This window comes from Clostridium oceanicum, from assembly GCF_039521385.1.
In the GTDB taxonomy this organism is placed as follows: domain Bacteria; phylum Bacillota; class Clostridia; order Clostridiales; family Clostridiaceae; genus Clostridium_F; species Clostridium_F oceanicum.
This window is the reverse complement of sequence record NZ_BAAACG010000019.1, coordinates 630496-647814: the sequence shown is the minus strand read 5'-3', so window position 1 is coordinate 647814 and position 17319 is coordinate 630496. Positions and strand designations below refer to the sequence as shown.

The 17319-nt window shown below is 26.0% G+C and carries 15 protein-coding genes and 1 riboswitch; of the genes, 13 read left to right on the top strand and 2 right to left on the bottom strand.

What is annotated here, in order from left to right:
• Nucleotides 1–149: 149 nt before the first annotated feature.
• The 5 genes from lon (at nucleotide 150) to ABDZ71_RS19495 (ending at nucleotide 5539) form a co-directional block, all read left to right on the top strand.
• Entirely contained in the window at nucleotides 150–2468 is a 2319-nt protein-coding gene (gene lon / locus ABDZ71_RS19515) for an endopeptidase La (protein WP_343764520.1), read from the top strand.
• A gap of 24 nt (nucleotides 2469–2492) precedes the next feature.
• Nucleotides 2493–3065 carry a ribosome biogenesis GTP-binding protein YihA/YsxC gene (yihA, locus tag ABDZ71_RS19510; protein WP_343764518.1) on the top strand — a complete coding sequence of 191 codons (573 nt, stop codon included), beginning with the start codon at nucleotides 2493–2495 and terminating at the stop codon, nucleotides 3063–3065.
• Between the two features lie 24 nt (nucleotides 3066–3089).
• A complete protein-coding gene (locus ABDZ71_RS19505) occupies nucleotides 3090–3815 on the top strand; it encodes a CPBP family intramembrane glutamic endopeptidase (protein WP_343764516.1) in 726 nt (241 codons plus the stop codon).
• A gap of 152 nt (nucleotides 3816–3967) precedes the next feature.
• Nucleotides 3968–4615, top strand: coding sequence for a hypothetical protein (locus ABDZ71_RS19500; RefSeq protein WP_343764515.1), 648 nt, complete (start codon nucleotides 3968–3970; stop codon nucleotides 4613–4615).
• A gap of 402 nt (nucleotides 4616–5017) precedes the next feature.
• Nucleotides 5018–5539 carry a hypothetical protein gene (locus ABDZ71_RS19495; protein WP_343764513.1) on the top strand — a complete coding sequence of 174 codons (522 nt, stop codon included), beginning with the start codon at nucleotides 5018–5020 and terminating at the stop codon, nucleotides 5537–5539.
• 302 nt (nucleotides 5540–5841) lie between these two features.
• Here ABDZ71_RS19495 and ABDZ71_RS19490 read toward each other — a convergent pair whose 3' ends face one another.
• A complete protein-coding gene (locus ABDZ71_RS19490) occupies nucleotides 5842–6783 on the bottom strand; it encodes a hypothetical protein (RefSeq protein ID WP_343764512.1) in 942 nt (313 codons plus the stop codon).
• Between the two features lie 102 nt (nucleotides 6784–6885).
• Between ABDZ71_RS19490 and ABDZ71_RS19485 the strand changes: the two genes are divergently transcribed.
• Nucleotides 6886–8115, top strand: coding sequence for an ABC transporter substrate-binding protein (locus ABDZ71_RS19485; protein ID WP_343764510.1), 1230 nt, complete (start codon nucleotides 6886–6888; stop codon nucleotides 8113–8115).
• A 34-nt stretch (nucleotides 8116–8149) separates the two neighbouring features.
• Here the strand turns inward: ABDZ71_RS19485 and perR are convergent, their stop codons facing one another.
• Entirely contained in the window at nucleotides 8150–8572 is a 423-nt protein-coding gene (perR, locus tag ABDZ71_RS19480; protein WP_343764508.1) for a transcriptional regulator PerR, read from the bottom strand.
• Between the two features lie 213 nt (nucleotides 8573–8785).
• On the opposite strand from perR, the gene ABDZ71_RS19475 reads away from it, so the two are divergent.
• The 7 genes from ABDZ71_RS19475 (at nucleotide 8786) to ABDZ71_RS19445 (ending at nucleotide 17195) form a co-directional block, all read left to right on the top strand.
• Entirely contained in the window at nucleotides 8786–9400 is a 615-nt protein-coding gene (locus ABDZ71_RS19475) for a hypothetical protein (protein ID WP_343764506.1), read from the top strand.
• A gap of 294 nt (nucleotides 9401–9694) precedes the next feature.
• The gene (locus tag ABDZ71_RS19470) at nucleotides 9695–10270 is read left to right on the top strand and encodes a 50S ribosomal protein L25 (RefSeq protein ID WP_343764504.1); all 576 of its coding nucleotides are present in this window, start codon (nucleotides 9695–9697) and stop codon (nucleotides 10268–10270) included.
• A gap of 155 nt (nucleotides 10271–10425) precedes the next feature.
• The gene (locus ABDZ71_RS19465) at nucleotides 10426–10671 is read left to right on the top strand and encodes a hypothetical protein (protein ID WP_343764502.1); all 246 of its coding nucleotides are present in this window, start codon (nucleotides 10426–10428) and stop codon (nucleotides 10669–10671) included.
• 121 nt (nucleotides 10672–10792) lie between these two features.
• A riboswitch (ZMP/ZTP riboswitch) is annotated at nucleotides 10793–10871 on the top strand.
• Nucleotides 10872–10916: 45 nt separating this feature from the next.
• Nucleotides 10917–13142, top strand: coding sequence for a formate C-acetyltransferase (gene pflB / locus ABDZ71_RS19460; RefSeq protein ID WP_343764501.1), 2226 nt, complete (start codon nucleotides 10917–10919; stop codon nucleotides 13140–13142).
• 12 nt (nucleotides 13143–13154) lie between these two features.
• Complete coding sequence (gene pflA / locus ABDZ71_RS19455) at nucleotides 13155–13853, top strand: pyruvate formate-lyase-activating protein (protein ID WP_343764500.1); 699 nt, start codon at nucleotides 13155–13157, stop codon at nucleotides 13851–13853.
• A gap of 489 nt (nucleotides 13854–14342) precedes the next feature.
• Nucleotides 14343–14888 (top strand): NADH peroxidase, encoded by a 546-nt coding sequence (locus tag ABDZ71_RS19450; RefSeq protein ID WP_343764498.1) that lies wholly within the window; start codon nucleotides 14343–14345, stop codon nucleotides 14886–14888.
• A gap of 300 nt (nucleotides 14889–15188) precedes the next feature.
• On the top strand, nucleotides 15189–17195 hold the full coding sequence (locus tag ABDZ71_RS19445; protein ID WP_343764496.1) for a methyl-accepting chemotaxis protein: 2007 nt from the start codon (nucleotides 15189–15191) through the stop codon (nucleotides 17193–17195).
• Nucleotides 17196–17319: the final 124 nt, after the last annotated feature.

Here is a 17319-nt window from a genome sequence, read left to right as displayed (position 1 = left end):
TATAAAATTATTTTACAATAAGTTGAATTTTATAGAATTATGTTTTTATATAATCTGTTATTTAAATATTTGAAAAAAAATGATTTTATAGTTATAATATACTAGTCTATCTGTATATAGAACTAAATTTATCAAAGTGAGGGAGATATATGAAAGAACATACTATGGAAGTTCTTCCTTTAATCCCGTTGAGAGGTATAACTGTATTTCCACATATGGTTTTACATTTTGATGTGGGTAGAGAAATGTCTATTGCTGCTTTAGAAGAAGCTATGGTAAAAGACCAAAGAATATTTCTAGTGTCTCAAAAAGAAGCTAAAATAGAAGAGCCAGAAGAAAGCGATATATATGAAATAGGAACAGTTTGTAATATAAAACAGATATTAAAGTTGCCTGGAGATACTGTTAGGGTACTAGTAGAAGGGGAAACTAGAGGAAGAATAAAAGAATATATAAGTAATGATTCATTTTTTAAAGCATCTATAGAAGTGATTGAAGATAAAGAATTAGAAGAAGATGACAAAAATATAAAAGGACTTTTAAGAGTTGTTAAAGATAATTTTGATGAATATATAAAACTTTCTGGAACTATTTCTACAGATGTATTAGTAGGATTAGATGATACTAAAATACCAGGAAGACTAGCAGATACTATAGGGTCTTATTTAAATATAAAACAAGAAGAAAAACAAGAACTTATAGAATGTTTAGATATTTATACTAGATTAGAAAAAATAATAGCTATGTTAAGTGAAGAAATAGATATATTAAAAGTAGAAAGAAAAATAGGAATAAAAGTAAAGAAAAAAATAGACAAAGTTCAAAAGGAATATTATCTAAGAGAGCAGTTAAAAGCTATAAGAGAAGAACTTGGTGAAGATGATGAAGGCAAGAAAGAAATAAGTACATATAAAAAGAAAATAGATAAAAGCAAATTACCTAAAGAGGTAAAAGAAAAAGCTTTATATGAATTAGAAAGATTAAAAAATAGTGGCAATTATTCAGCAGAAAGTAATGTTATAAGAACTTATTTAGACTGGATTTTAGATTTGCCTTGGAACAAACAAACTAAAGATAACCTAGACATAAAAAAAGCTAGAAAAATATTAGATAATGAACATTATGGTCTAAAAGATGTGAAAGATAGAATAATTGAATATCTAGCAGTTAAGAAAGTTAGTAAATCGTTAAAAGGACCTATATTATGTTTAGTAGGACCTCCAGGAGTTGGAAAAACATCTATAGCTAAATCTATAGCTCATTCTTTAAACAGAAATTTTGTTAGAATGTCTTTAGGCGGAGTAAGAGATGAAGCGGAGATAAGAGGTCATAGAAAAACTTATGTAGGAGCTATACCAGGAAGAATAATTTATGGAATGAAACAAGCAAAATCTAAAAATCCATTATTTTTATTAGATGAAATAGATAAAATGAGTAATGATTTTAAAGGAGATCCAGCAGGGGCGTTACTTGAAGTGTTAGATGGAGAGCAAAATAACACATTTAGAGATCATTATTTAGAAACAGATTTTGATTTATCTAAAGTATTATTCATAACTACTGCAAATACTTTAAACACTATACCAGGTCCTCTTTTAGATAGAATGGAAATTATTGAGGTTTCAGGATATACATCAGAAGAAAAATTTAATATAGCTAAAAATCATTTAATTCCTAAAAAATTAAAAGAACATAATATGGATGAGGATAAAATAAAATTTTCTAATCATTCTATTTATTATATAATAGATAACTATACTAGAGAATCAGGAGTTAGAAGTTTAGAAAGAAAAATTTCTTCAGTTATAAGAAAAGCTATAACTTATATGATAGAAAAAGATAAGGAATCTGTTAATATAACTATAAATCATATAAAAAAATATTTAGGACCGGAAGTATTTTCTTATGATAAAGTAGATAAACAGGATAAAGTTGGAGTAGTAACGGGACTAGCTTGGACTGCTTACGGTGGAGATACATTACCTATAGAAGTTAGTACTATGCCTGGTACTGGCAAATTACAATTAACAGGTAAATTAGGGGATGTTATGATAGAATCTGCTAAAGCTGCATATAGTTATGTTAGATCAAATTCTAAAGAATATAAAATTAAAGATGATTTTTATAAAAATAAAGATGTCCATATACATGTTCCAGAAGGAGCAGTACCTAAAGATGGTCCTTCTGCAGGAGTTACTATGATAACAGCACTAGTATCAGCCTTATCTAATGCTAAAGTAAAACACAATGTTGCTATGACCGGAGAAATAACTTTAACAGGAAGAGTACTTCCAATAGGTGGATTAAAAGAAAAAAGTTTAGCTGCTTATAGAGCTGGAGTTGATACTATAATTTTCCCAAAAGCAAATGAAAAAGATTTAATAAACATTCCTAAAACTATAAAGAATAAAATTAATTTTATACCAGCAGAAAAGATTGAGAATGTATTAGAAAATGCTTTAGTATAATTTAATAATGGAGAGATATATAATATGAATATAAAGAAAGCAGAATTTATAATATCAGCAGTAAAAAAAGATCAATACCCAAAGGATGATAGAGTAGAAATAGCTTTTGTTGGAAGATCTAATGTTGGAAAATCTTCCTTAATAAATTCTTTAACTAATAGAAGAAAGTTAGTTAAAGTTAGTTCAACACCAGGTAAAACTAGACTAATTAACTTTTTTCTTATAAATGAAGATATTTATTTTGTTGATTTACCAGGATATGGATATGCAAAAGTATCTAAAAAAGAAAAAGAAAACTGGGGCAAAATAATAGAAAGATATTTAACTGATAGAAAGCCATTAAATAAAATAGTTTTATTAGTAGATAGTAGGCATAAACCTACTAAAGATGACATAGATATGTATAACTGGATAAAATATTATGATTATAATGTTTTAGTTGTAGGTACTAAATTAGATAAACTTAAAAGAAATGAAAGAAGTAAAAATATTAAAATAATAAAAGAAACTTTAAATATGAAAAAAGAAGATGATGTTTTACTATTTTCAGCTTTAAGTAAAGAAGGAAAAGAAGAATTATTATCTAAAATTTATTAATCAATTTAAGGAAAGGGCTAATTGATGGGTGTAGTAAATCTTATAAAAGATATTTTAATCATTTTAATAGTTTATATACCTCCATTAGTACTATTTTTTAAACTATCATATAAACATATAAACAAATTTATTATTTTTTTAATAAGCTTTGTTTATATATTAGTTTCAGTTTTATTTACACAAAATTTTATACCTTTTATTTTTACTATTATTGATATTTTGTATTTAAAAAAGAACAAAGATATTTTGCCAGAATTATATAGTTATGATTATTATAATTATGGATTTAATTTAAAAAGATTTAAGGTACTAAAAGGATTAAAATATAGTGTTTATTCTTATATTGGAATGATCATTGTTTCTGCTATATTTGGAACAATATTTTATTTAATGAAATTTAACTTAAAAGAACAGGAAATAGTAAATATAATGTCAAAAATGCCTGCTTATCAATTTTTAATAATGATACCAGTAGTAGTAATATTTGCTCCTATTGTTGAAGAGTTTGTGTTTAGATGGTTTATTTCAGAAAAATTATTAAAAAATAGGTTAGGAAATATATTAGGTATGATTTTCAGTAGTATTTTATTTGGATTAATACATTATAATTTAAGGGCATTTCCTGTATTAGTATGGATTGGTTTATTTAATTGCTATCTTATAAAAAAAGAAGGATATTGGTATGCAGTTTTTAATCATTCTGTGTTCAATTTAATAAACGCTATTGTTATGTTTGTAGGTAAAATTTAATATAAAAAATTAGAGCTAAATGCTAACTAAAAGCTAGTATTTAGCTCTTTTATTTTTTGTAAATATAATTTTTTGTGTCAAAAATAGGATGTAAGAATAATATATACTAAGAACAAAAGATAAAGGAAGACCTTCGGAAAGGAGGATGTAAAGTGGATTTGAATAATATGATGAGTTTATTAAATGGGTTTACTAATGATAAAGGCGGATCAGGATCTTGTCCTGTACCACCAAATGATTTTGGTGGTGGAGGAATAATATTTTTAATATTATTACTGATATTGTTCAGTGGATGCGGATTCGGAAGTGGTGGATATGGTGGCTGTGGAGGGAACACCAACTGTTGTTATCCGCCTACCTATTGCTGCACTAAAAAGAAAAAGAAGAAAAAGAAAGATGATAAATACTATTACTGCTGTTACCCATGTGATTGCTGTAATTCATGTTGTGACTGCTGCGATTGCTGCGATTGTTGTTCTGATTGCTGCGATTGTTGTGATTGCTGTAATTCATGTTGTGACTGCTGTTCTAACTGCTGCAATCCTTGCGGCGGAGGAAACCAAGGATGTGGCTGTGGCTGCGGAAGCGGCTGTGGCGGAGGATACGGAGGATGCGGCGGTGGCTGCGGAGGCGGAGGCCTATTCGGCGGCGGATTTGGCTGCGGATGTGGAGGAGGAGGTTATATATTACTATTAATACTTTTAGCCTTCTTCTTCTGTAGAAGACGTCCACCAGTATGTTCAGTGCCATCAGGAGGAACAAAAAATAATATAGTTAATTTAGATGCAAATGAAGAATAATAGATAACAAAATATAGAACCATAGCCCAAGAAAGGGGGGTTTAGCATGTCAAAGCATAAAAATAAATGTTGTTGTTGTAACTGCTACTCCAATTATCCAGGTAGGAATTATGGATGCGGAGGAAATTATGGAGGAAGAAAATCAAGCAACGGGTTATTAATATTAATATTAATACTATTACAATTTAGATGCCGTGGAGCACATCATCATTGCGGTGATGGAGACCATGATTATTGCAGAAGCTCAGCTTGCGAGGTAGATAACAGCGTATTATTTATCATAGCATTGTATTACTTGTCTTGCTGTAATAACTTCTCATTATGTTGCTCAGGCTGCTAATTAGCATTATAGGAGGGCATTTTGCCCTCCTTAATAATAAGTAATGATTGCGGAGGTATATAATGTCTAAACATAAAAAGCATAAACATAGAGACTATGACCGTTCAAAGGATTATAAAAATAGCAGAAGTAGAAATAATAATCAAAATAATAACATTAATAATAATCCTAATTTAAATAATATTAATAATGCTAATTTAAATGAATTACAAAATATGTTATCTAATGTAGATGTAAACCAGCTATCTAGTATAGTTTCTTCTTTAGGAGGAAACATGAGCAAAGATCAAATTAATGAAATGATTAATAATATAAATTCAGGAAATACAAATTTTGGCCAAAATTCAAATTCAGGTAATAATCCAAATGGAAATACTAATCAAAATCCTAATATGAATCCAAATCTAAATATGAATCAAAATCCAAATCAAAATCCAAACACTTTCGCCAATAATCCTGCACTAGCAAATGATAGTACACTACAATTATTAAATGCTCTAAGACCTATGGTTAGTCCAAATAGGATACAGTTACTAGAGAGATTGATTCAAATATATAGTATAACAAAATTAATAAAAATATAGGTGAAATATATAGAAAGGCTAGAGTCTTTCTATAATTTTTTGGTATTTTTTAAATTTATATTGTAAATAATACATATAGGATTATTATCTTTTATAATAGTATTAAATTGTACTAAAATATTTTATAATTATAATTTTTAACTATAAAGTACAAAATAAAATATAAAATTTGAATATTTTTTTAATAATTGGGAAATATTATAAATGTAGTTCGGAGATGAAATCTCCCTATAAGCATCGATTTAAAAATTTTCGATGTAACAACCCCCCATCCCCCTTGGGACCGTGAAGCGGTCCCTTTTTTAATTTAATTTTATTGAATATATTTTGAATTTATAAGTTTCATCAGAGTTGTTATCTAATTTAAGAAAGACAGATAAGTTATAATTTCCTATATCATCACTGTTATTATCAGCTTTAGAAATACCTTTGAAATTTAAATCCCATTGAACTTCTGTTATATTTCCGTTATTATCAGTTTTTATGTCTTTAAAGGAACCATCTTCAAAAGTGTATATATTATTTTTACTGCAAAGAGTTCCTATAGATTCAAATGAATTTTCTTTCATTGATTTATCAAAGATATCCTTAGGTCTATTTTCTTCTGTAGTAGGTAAACCATGTATATAGTCTATTAGATTTAATATAGTATTGCTTCCCATAAAGCTTTCTTGAAAATTATAATCAAATCGTTTTAATTTATTTTCTATAAAAATAAATGAATCATAAAATATTTTGTTGTTTTTTAAATTTCCAGATATAACTTTTGGGGTTTTATTATTGTTATAATCAATTATACCTAAGATATTATTATTAGAAGAGTATAGCTTTGTAAATTTATTGTTTTCCCAAAAATATACATATTGAGCAGGAAGCTTATATTTTGAACATTGTATAAAGATTTCAGGAACCTTATCTCTAGATATATCAATAAAATTTAAGTTTAAAGGCCAGAATTTATTTGAATCTCCTATAAACTTATCACTTTTATTGTCTAATAGTTCATGATTATTGTTTTTGCTTTTTATATTTATGTTATATTTGTGATTAGAAATTGATATGTCTACGGAATCTTTTTGTCCGTCACCAGTTAAATCTTTTTTTAATACTCTTTTAGTATTTATAATATTAAATGATGAAACAGTTTTATGTTTCTTGATAATTGTAAAAGTAACTAAAACTGCTATAAATAATAAAAAATAAATAATATGTTTTTTCTTTAAAAAAAGTACCTTTATTTTCATACACTTCACCTCTAATTAATTATATGAAAAAGATATATATTTAATTAATTTGCAAACAATAAATATAAACGATTATTTAAAAATCTTAAGGAGTGATAGATATTGAAACAAAAAAGGTACTTTTTGTTTTTTATTATATTTTTTATTTTGTTTAATATATGTGGATGTAATAAGAAAGATTCTTCAAAAGACAGTAAAGAACTAAATGTATATATAGACATAAAAGATAAGCATACTTTAAATGTACTAAAAACTATTACAGATGGATATAAAAATACTCATGATGTTAAATTAAATATAACTAATTCATTAGTAGATGATATAGAAAAGGATATATCTAAAGAAAATAGTCCAGATTTAGTTTTTATTTCTAGAAATGAAATGATGAATTTAGGCAAAAAAGGATTATTAGATGAAATGAAATGTTGTTATGATAAAGATAAAATAAATAATAGATATTATAGTGTTTTTAATAGTTATGGAAGATATGGAGATAAATACTATGGAATAGGCGTAGTTCCCTATACTATTGAAATTTTATATAACAAAGAAGCTTTAAAAAAATTAGATGTAAAAGAACCTAAAAATATAAAAGATATGAAAACTATAATGAAGAAAGTTAATAAAGATAAAAAAATACCAGTATTACTTCCAGATGATATTGATATAAATACTATTATATTTTCTATTATAGCTAACAATAAAATAAATTCTATTGATTTAGAAAAAGCCTATGATAAAGGGAAAGAGGAATATTTAAAATTAGATGGAGTTAAAGAATCTTTTGATACTTATAATAATTTAGTTAAGGAAGGAATAATAACTAAAGATACTTTTGAAAATGCAAATGAAATAAGCCTAGATAAGTTTAAACAAGGAGATATTCCTTTTATAATAGCTATGTCTTATTACAACCAAGAATTTAAAGGTAAAAATATAGATGTGTTAAAATCTCCATATAATGTTGATAAATTAAATGACAATACTCCTGTACTAGTAAATTGTTTGGCTAGTGTACCTTTAAAAGGTAAAAATTCTGAAGAAGTTAGTAAATTTTTAGATTTTATGTTAAGTAATAAAAATCAAGAAGCTATTATAAAAAAGGGAGTAGTTACAGCAAATAAGGAAGTTAACAAAAAACAGGGTAAGTCTTTGTCACCTATAAATAAAAATACAGTTAAAAGTTTAAAGGATGCAAATGAGGATAGCATAATGTTTTTATATAATATAAATTCTAAGATAAAACCAGAGCTTTCTAGTAAATTAGATGATATATTAGCTGGTAAATATACAGGAAAAGAATGGGAAGAAATAGTAAAATATATTAAATAAAAAAGCACTAAATTAGTGCTTTTTTATTTAATATCTAATCATCATTTTTATCTTTGCAATCTTTACATATTCCATAAAAATAAAGTTTGTTAGCAAGAACATCATAATCAGTATAATCTTTAACTTTATCATTTAGATTTGTAAATGATATTCCATTAATGTCATCTACTCTACCACAAGAAACACATTGAATGTGTGGGTGACAAGAAACGTTACCATCGTATCTAAAGTTACCTTCTCCAACGTTTAACTCCTGTACTAAATTAACTTCAACTAGAGTTTTTAAAGCCTTATATACTGTAGCTAAACTCATAGTTGGATAATTAGGTTGTATAGCTTTATATATTGTTTCTGCAGATGGATGTTCTTTAGTTGACTGAAGATATTTATATACTGCTATACGTTGAGGAGTAAGTTTTAGATTTTTTTCTCTAAAAATAGTAGAAATTGTATTCATATTCACCATCCTCTATTAAACAATATAAGTAATTATATAATAAAAATTTTCTGTTGTCAAAAATCAATACATATTATATTATCATTAATAGTTTACAAAGTTAATACATTACATAAATATTTTACCATAAGTTTATATTTATTTAATACTAATAAAATATTTTTTCTTGTAAAAAATATTTATATAGCCTAATAAGGAAAGGATGAAATATAAATGTCTCAAACTTTATTATGCTCTATGATTTCTGCATGTGCAATAATAATAGGAGCAATAATAGGAGGACTTTGGACTTCATACACAAGTAAGAAGTCTAATATAAAAAATGAAGAAATACAAAGAAAAGTTTTAGAAGAAAATAAAAAAATAGAAGATGGTTATGACAATTTAAAAATAAAAGAAAGTGCCAGTATTATAAGATTAGATATATGTACTTGTATTTTTCAAAGTATAAGGACTATAAAGTATATAAATAGAGATTATAATGTATACTATCCTACTTGTATCCCTATAAATAAGCATTACTGGAAAGATATATCTAGATTATATAATACCTTTGATTTAAAAGAAATAAGTTTAATAAATCAAATATATGGAATAATAGAAAAAATAAACTATGATGTTAGAAAATTAGATTATAACAAGAAAAATTTTTCTCATATACTAATAAATTATAAAATATTATTAAAAAAAATATATAAAGATGGTTTATATAAAATATTAGAAGTGAACATTGATGAATGTTCATATATAGATTTAATAGATAACGATATTATAAATGAAGAATATAGAAATGTTCTTATTAAGTTAGAAAATATAATAAAAAATTAATTCATATAATATATTTTTGAAATTTTCATAATAACCTCTTATAGTGGCAAAAATTTAAACTAAGTGTTTATAATGTGAAAAAGGTGTTACTAATGCCTTAATAAATGGTAAATTTTTAATTATATAACTAAATTTTACAATAAGTGATTTATACTTATATATAAATGATTATAATAAAAATTTATTTTTGTCATATGATTTTGAGATCGGTTTTTAAATTACATACTAATAAAATAATGGTATATTATTTTCATTTAGTAATTATTTATTAATAAAAATTGAGGAGGCAATCTTATGAATAAAAATATTATAAATGGATTAATTAGAAATGAAAAAAGTAAAAAGTGCAGAAGAGATGGATTTGTACCAGGAGTATTATATGGTGTAGATGTAGAAAAAACTATGTCTGTTAAATTTGATAAAACTGAATTAATAAGATGCTTTAAAAAATATGGTATGAATTCAGGATTATGGGTAAAAATACAAGATAAAAAAGAATATGTTTTATTAAAGGAAGTTCAAAGAGATATTGTAACTGGACATATTATCCATGTAGATATGCAAGCTGTATCTAAGGATGAAGTTATTAAACATAATATACCACTATTTTTCACAGGAAAAGAAGAATTAGAACATAATGGATTTTTATTAGAAACATTTGCTTCAGAAATTAAAGTTTCAGGTAAAGTAAAATATTTACCTGAAAGTATAAACATAGATGTATCTCATATGAATCCAGGAAATAGAATAAATGTTTCTGATATAAAAGTAGATGACAATGTGAAAATTTGTAATGATATAGATGAAAATTTAGCTTCAATATCAGATAGTAAAAATCTAAATAATGATTTAGAAGATGAGGTAGTATAAGCTGGTAATATATTTTAATATAGGAAACTCATATGTTTAAAAAACATATGAGTTTTTATTTTAAATATACATAATAGTTCAATGTTATATAATAATATTGTAGATTTAAATTACTTTTTAGTTTTAATGTTTTTTATTTTATAAGGAGGATTAGTATGAAGTATAAAATAGGGCAAGAAATAGAGATTACAAATAAATTTTTTCTAAATATAGCTAATGGGAAAAAAGTACAAGTTAATCCTGGAGATAAAGCTATGGTGGTAAAAAAGATAAATGAAAATATGGGGGAAATTATATATATAAGTGGAAATGCTAAAGGGAATAGTCAGAATATAAATATTGAGGTAGATACTAAAATAGATGAAGAGGAAATAGCTAGTAGAATAATGAAGCAAATTTAAGATAAATATATATATATTTAATATTTTACCAAAAAATAAAAGAATAGGAACTATAATAAAACATATTGACAAAATCTTTAGGTGCTGATAAACTCTAATTAAGATAGATTATCAATTAAGTTATGAGTTATACGACTGGCGGAAGTGGAATTAACCACAGGGAGTATGACTTTAAATTGCCGACCGCCTGGGCTAATTTAAAAGTCCAGGCGGTTTTTTGAATACATTTTATTGGAGGTATATATATGATAAAACAATGGGAGAAATTTAATGAAGGTTTATGGAGTGAAGAAGTTAATGTAAGAGATTTTATACAAAAAAATTATAGTCCTTATGATGGAGATGAAAGTTTTTTAAAACCAATTACAGATAAAACAAAAAAACTTTGGAATAAATGTGAAGAATTATTAAAAAAAGAATTAAAAGAAGGAATATTAGGAGTAGATTTAGATAATATCTCTGGAATTAATTCTTTTGCTCCAGGATATATAGATAGGGAAAATGAAGTTATAGTAGGATTACAAACAGATGCTCCACTTAAAAGAATAATAAATCCTTTTGGTGGAATAAGAATGGTAAAGCAAGCACTAGAAGCTTATGACTATAAACTAGATGAAGAGTTAAATAAGATATTTAATAAATACAGAAAAACTCATAATCAAGGGGTATTTGATGTTTATACAGAAGAAATAAGAAAAGCTAGAACAGTAGGATTATTAACAGGACTTCCAGATGCCTATGGAAGAGGAAGAATAATAGGTGATTATAGAAGAATTGCACTTTATGGAATGGATTATTTAATAGAAGAAAAGAAGAATGACTTAAAAAATATGACTTTAGAAATGAACGAATTTAATATGAGAAAAAGGGAAGAAATAAAAGATCAAATTAGAGCTTTAGAAGAAATGAAAAGTATGGCTTTAAGTTATAACTTAGATATAAGTAATCCTTCTAATACTGCAAAGGAAGCAGTTCAAGCTTTATATTTTGGATATTTAGCTGCAGTTAAAGAAAATAATGGAGCGGCAATGTCCCTTGGAAGAGTTAGTACTTTTATTGACATATATATAGAAAAAGATTTAAAAGAAGGAATTATAACAGAAAAAGAAGCACAAGAAATTATAGATCAATTTGTAATAAAGCTAAGATTAGTTAGGCATCTTAGAACACCAGAATATAATGAGTTATTTTCAGGAGATCCAAACTGGGTAACAGAATCTATAGGTGGAATGGGATATGATGGTAAAACTTTAGTAACTAAAACATCTTTTAGATTTTTACATACTTTAATTAACTTAGGAGCAGCACCAGAACCTAATATTACAATACTTTGGTCACAACAATTACCAGAAAACTTTAAAAAATATTGTGCTAAAATATCTATAAAAACAGATTCTATACAATATGAAAATGATGATGTTATGAGACCTATATATGGAGATGATTATGGAATAGCTTGTTGTGTATCAGCAATGAGGATAGGAAAAGATATGCAATTTTTCGGAGCAAGATGCAATCTAGCTAAAGCGTTGTTATATGCTATAAATGGTGGAATAGATGAGAAAAAAGGAATAAAAGTTGTACCTAATATAGATCCTATTGAAGATGAAGTATTAGATTATGATAAAGTTAAAGAAAATTATTTAAAAGTATTAGAGTATGTAGCAGGTATGTATGTAAATACAATGAATATAATACATTATATGCATGATAAATATGCTTACGAAGCTGGAATGATGGCTCTTCATGATTCAGATGTTCATAGATTTATGGCTTTTGGAGTAGCAGGTCTTTCAGTAGCTGCAGATTCATTAAGTGCTATAAATTTTGCTAAGGTAAAACCTATAAGGGAAAATGGAATAGCTATAGATTTTGACATAGAAGGGGAGTTCCCTAAGTATGGTAATGATGATGATAAAGTAGATACTATAGCAGTAGAAATAGTTGAAAACTTTATTAGTGAATTAAAGAAACACAAAACATATAGAGATGCAGAGCATACTTTATCTGTACTTACTATAACATCAAATGTGGTGTATGGTAAAAAGACTGGTTCTACACCAGATGGAAGAAAACTTGGAGAAGCTTTTGCTCCTGGAGCAAACCCAATGCATGGAAGAGATGAAAATGGAGCTTTAGCATCTTTAAATTCTGTTGCTAAAATTCCTTATAAAGATGTATGCCAAGATGGAGTATCTAATACATTTTCTATAGTTCCAGAAGCTTTAGGAAAGAGTTTTGAAGATAGAGTAGATAATTTAACTTCAATATTGGATGGGTACTTTGTTCAAAAAGCTCATCATTTAAATGTAAATGTGTTAAATAGAGAAGTATTAGTAGATGCAATGGAGAATCCAGAGAAATATCCTACACTTACTATAAGAGTATCTGGATATGCAGTTAATTTTAATAGATTAACAAGAGAACAACAACTTGAAGTTATAAGCAGAACTTTCCATAAAAACATGTAAAGGGATGATTTAATGGGAAAAATACATTCTATAGAGACTTTAGGATTAGTAGATGGACCAGGTATAAGATTTGTAGTTTTTTTCCAAGGGTGTACTTTAAGATGCTTATATTGCCATAATCCAGACACTTGGGATTTAAAAGGTGGAGAAGAGATAGAAGCTGAGGATTTAATAAAGAAAGTTAAAAGGTATAAACCTTACTTTAAAAACAATGGTGGAGTAACTTGTTCTGGAGGAGAGCCACTTATGCAGCCAGAGTTTCTTTTGAGATTTTTTAAGTTATGTAAAGAAAATAACTTAAATACAGTTTTAGATACTGCAGGAGTAGGACTTGGAAATTATGAAGAAATATTAAAATATACAGATTTAGTTATGTTAGATATTAAACATATAGATGATAAAAATTATTTTAATATTTGTGGTAGAGATATGAAAGAGTTTATTAAATTTAAAAATGCTGTTAATAAGTTAAACAAAAAACTTTGGATAAGACATGTAGTAGTTCCTGGGGTAACTGATGATGAAAAGCATATAGGAAAATTAAGAGATTATATAAAAACTTTTAATAATGTGGAGAAAGTAGAATTATTACCTTATCATACATTAGGAGTAAATAAATATAAAGAAATGAAAATTCCATATAAGCTTCAAGATGTGGATTCCTTAGATAAAAATAAATTAAAAAAATTAAATAATATTTTAAAACAATAGAATTTGGCAGCCTATATAAGTGTAGATTTGTTTAAAGACAAATCTACACTTATATTTTTGTAATGAATCTTACGTAAATATACGATAAATATTTATACAGGTATAAGATTATAATCATTATTTATCTAAACACTCAGAGAGACATTCTTCTATTACATCTTCAGTTATTTCAAAAGGTTCTGAGTTATTCATATAAAGACCCCCCAGTATATATTATATATAACTATATAGTATTCCAATAAGGAGGTAGTTGTGATGAATTTTGATGTTTTTATTAACTTTATTAAGATTGTATTAAATAGTTAGAATTTTTAGAGGATTCTAACTATTTAAAAGGAATTATATATAAATAAAAAAAATACTTAAAATCATAAAAAATTTTAAAAAAGGTCTTGATAAAATATAATAGTTATTATATAATAATAATTGTCAACAACGAGAAAATAAAATGATTAATATAAATAAAAAATTAAATTGGAGGAATTAAATATGAAAAAATTTGTATGTACAGTATGTGGTTATATTCATGAAGGAAATGAGGCACCAGAAAGATGTCCTCAGTGTGGAGTAGGAAGCGATAAATTTACAGAAAAATCAGATATAGAAATGGTTTGGGCAGATGAACATAAAATAGGTATAGCAAAGGATGTTGATCCAGAAGTTATAGAAGGATTAAGAGCTAACTTTACAGGAGAATGTACAGAAGTTGGGATGTATTTAGCAATGAGTCGTCAAGCTGATAGAGAAGGATTCCCAGAAGTAGCTGAAGCTTATAAAAGAATAGCTTTTGAAGAAGCAGAACATGCTGCTAAATTTGCAGAATTACTTGGAGAGGTTGTTACAGATAGTACAGAAAAGAACTTACAAATGAGAGTAGATGCAGAACATGGTGCTTGCCAAGGTAAAAAAGATCTAGCTACTTTAGCTAAAAAATTAAATTACGATGCTATACATGATACAGTACATGAAATGTGTAAAGATGAAGCAAGACATGGTTCAGCATTTAAAGGATTATTAAACAGATATTTTAAATAAGATGAAATATAGGATAAAGAAGCAGTTACTTAAATTAAGTAGCTGCTTTTTATTATTTAGAAATTATATATTTTTTAGTAAATTAAAAGTAAGTGAAGTTAAGTAATTTATGATTTCCTTCTCTTTGAAAATAAAATAGAATATTGGAAAATAAAAAGTCATTTTGAAATACAAATGACTTTTTTCTATTCTAAATTCAAAAAAGTTACAATAAAAGAAAAAATATTAATTTTTGCAATTATATAACGAATAATTAATTAATGTTATTATTTTATAAATATTTTGAAAGAGGGGGAGAGAATGAAGAGTATAAAATCAAGGATAGTAGTTATGATTTCTTTATTAAGTATATTGATTATAACTATTTGTTCTTCTGTAAGTTATTATTTTTTTTATAAAACAGTTATGAAAGAATGTTCTAATAATATAAGTGTTGCTTCAGAAAAATATGGATCAATTATAGATGGGTGGATGGTTTCAAAATCTAAGGTAATAGATTCTATGGCAGTAGATCTTCAGTATAATAATAAATATGATACTAAATATGTATATACATATTTTAAAAATCAATTAAAAGAAAATAAGGATATAATAGGAATGTATATAGGATTTGAAGATAAAAAATTTATATCAGGGAATGGTTGGATACCTACTAAAGATTATGATTGTAGAGATAGAAGCTGGTATAAAGAAGCTATAGAAAAGGATAAAGTAATATATTCATCTCCTTATATAGATAAAAAATTTAATAAAATGGTTATAACTATTGCAAAGCCTGTAAAACGTTCAGGAAAAACAATAGGAGTAATAGGAATGGATGTAGTATTAGATTATTTAACTAAATTAGTTAAAGATGCCACACCGGTAAAAAATAGTTATGGTTTTTTGTTAGATAGTAGTAATAATATATTAGTTCATAAAAATAAAGATTTTAAACCTAAAGAAGAAAATTATTGCAATATAGAGAAAGTTTTAGATGGAAGATTAAAGGATATAAATTCTATAAATTCAAAAGATAAAGAGATAAAAATTTTAAAAGACTATGATAAGGAAAATAAAGTATTTACTAGGACTAAAATACCTTCTTCTGATTGGTCAGTAGGATTTGCGGTGTCACTTAAAGAATTTAAAAAGCCACTAAGTAATATGATGGTAACCTTTATATGGGTCATAATAGCAGTTTTAGTAGTATCAATAATATTATCTTTGTATTTAGCTAATAAAATATCAACACCAATTTTAAAAGTTACTGATTTAGTGAAAAAGATAAAAAAATTAGATTTAAGTGATAACAAAGAAAGAGAAGAGTTTAAAAAATATAAAGATGAAATAGGAGTTATAGGTGAAGCTGTAATAAGTCTTAGAGAAGAATTGAAATTTATAGTAGAAGAACTAAAAACAAGCTCTTTAAATGTTTTAAATTATTCAAAAGAGGTAGATGGTACTACTAGTGAAATGACAGAATCTATAGAAGCGGTAGCAACAACAGTTGATGAGCTTGCTAAAGGATCTATGGACCAGGCAGCAGATGCTCAAAATGGATCGGAAAAATTAAAAAGTTTAGCAGATGAGATTAAAGTTACAAATGATGGGGCAGATAAAGTTAAAGAGATAGCATTAGAAACAAAAGATATAAGTAAAGATAGTATAATTTCTATGGAAAAAACTATAGAAAAATTTAAAAATAATAATAAAATTAATAATAGTTTAGGAGATAACATAAATACTTTAGCAAATAAATCAGGTGCTGTAGGAGAGATTGTAAGCTCTATAAAATCAATAGCAGAGCAGACTAACCTGTTAGCTTTAAATGCGGCTATTGAAGCCGCAAGAGCTGGAGAGGCAGGCAAAGGGTTCTCCGTTGTAGCAGATGAAATAAGAAAATTGGCAGAACAAACTACAAAGTCAACTAAAGAGATAGAAGATATCGTAAATAATATACGAGCAGAAATAGAGAAGACTAAAGAGAATATGGATTTATCTAAAAAAGTTGTTTGTGAAGTTGATAGTGCTATGTTAGATTCAAGTAACGCATTTAATGAAATAACATCTTCTGTAAATAATATAGTAGATCAAATCAACCATTTAGCAAATAATATTAAAAAAGTATATAAAGATAAAGAAAAAGTTTTACAATCAATCCAAGGGATATCAGTTATAGCAGAAGAATCAGCAGCTTCTACAGAAGAAGTTTCAGCTTCAGTTCAAGAACAAACAAGTTCTATGGAAAATGTATCTGAAACAGCAGAAAAACTTAAAAATGTTACTATAGATTTAGATAACATAATAAATAAGTTTAAATTATAAAACAATAAATCATATTATTTTGTAATATATAAGGAATATGAAAATAAATAATAAGTTAAAGATGTGGATTTTATTTTGTATGTGTTTTTAATTATATGTTAATTATAAGGTTAATAAGTAAGAG

What these genes read in the sequence shown, in the direction of transcription:
- pflA (WP_343764500.1), top strand. Translation starts at nt 13,155, where the DNA reads ATGGGAAAAATACATTCTATAGAGACTTTAGGATTAGTAGATGGACCA.
- ABDZ71_RS19445 (WP_343764496.1), top strand. Translation starts at nt 15,189, where the DNA reads ATGAAGAGTATAAAATCAAGGATAGTAGTTATGATTTCTTTATTAAGT.
- pflB (WP_343764501.1), top strand. Translation starts at nt 10,917, where the DNA reads ATGATAAAACAATGGGAGAAATTTAATGAAGGTTTATGGAGTGAAGAA.
- ABDZ71_RS19505 (WP_343764516.1), top strand. Translation starts at nt 3,090, where the DNA reads ATGGGTGTAGTAAATCTTATAAAAGATATTTTAATCATTTTAATAGTT.
- ABDZ71_RS19495 (WP_343764513.1), top strand. Translation starts at nt 5,018, where the DNA reads ATGTCTAAACATAAAAAGCATAAACATAGAGACTATGACCGTTCAAAG.
- perR (WP_343764508.1), bottom strand. Translation starts at nt 8,572, where the DNA reads ATGAATACAATTTCTACTATTTTTAGAGAAAAAAATCTAAAACTTACT.
- ABDZ71_RS19465 (WP_343764502.1), top strand. Translation starts at nt 10,426, where the DNA reads ATGAAGTATAAAATAGGGCAAGAAATAGAGATTACAAATAAATTTTTT.
- lon (WP_343764520.1), top strand. Translation starts at nt 150, where the DNA reads ATGAAAGAACATACTATGGAAGTTCTTCCTTTAATCCCGTTGAGAGGT.
- yihA (WP_343764518.1), top strand. Translation starts at nt 2,493, where the DNA reads ATGAATATAAAGAAAGCAGAATTTATAATATCAGCAGTAAAAAAAGAT.
- ABDZ71_RS19490 (WP_343764512.1), bottom strand. Translation starts at nt 6,783, where the DNA reads ATGAAAATAAAGGTACTTTTTTTAAAGAAAAAACATATTATTTATTTT.
- ABDZ71_RS19475 (WP_343764506.1), top strand. Translation starts at nt 8,786, where the DNA reads ATGTCTCAAACTTTATTATGCTCTATGATTTCTGCATGTGCAATAATA.
- ABDZ71_RS19470 (WP_343764504.1), top strand. Translation starts at nt 9,695, where the DNA reads ATGAATAAAAATATTATAAATGGATTAATTAGAAATGAAAAAAGTAAA.
- ABDZ71_RS19450 (WP_343764498.1), top strand. Translation starts at nt 14,343, where the DNA reads ATGAAAAAATTTGTATGTACAGTATGTGGTTATATTCATGAAGGAAAT.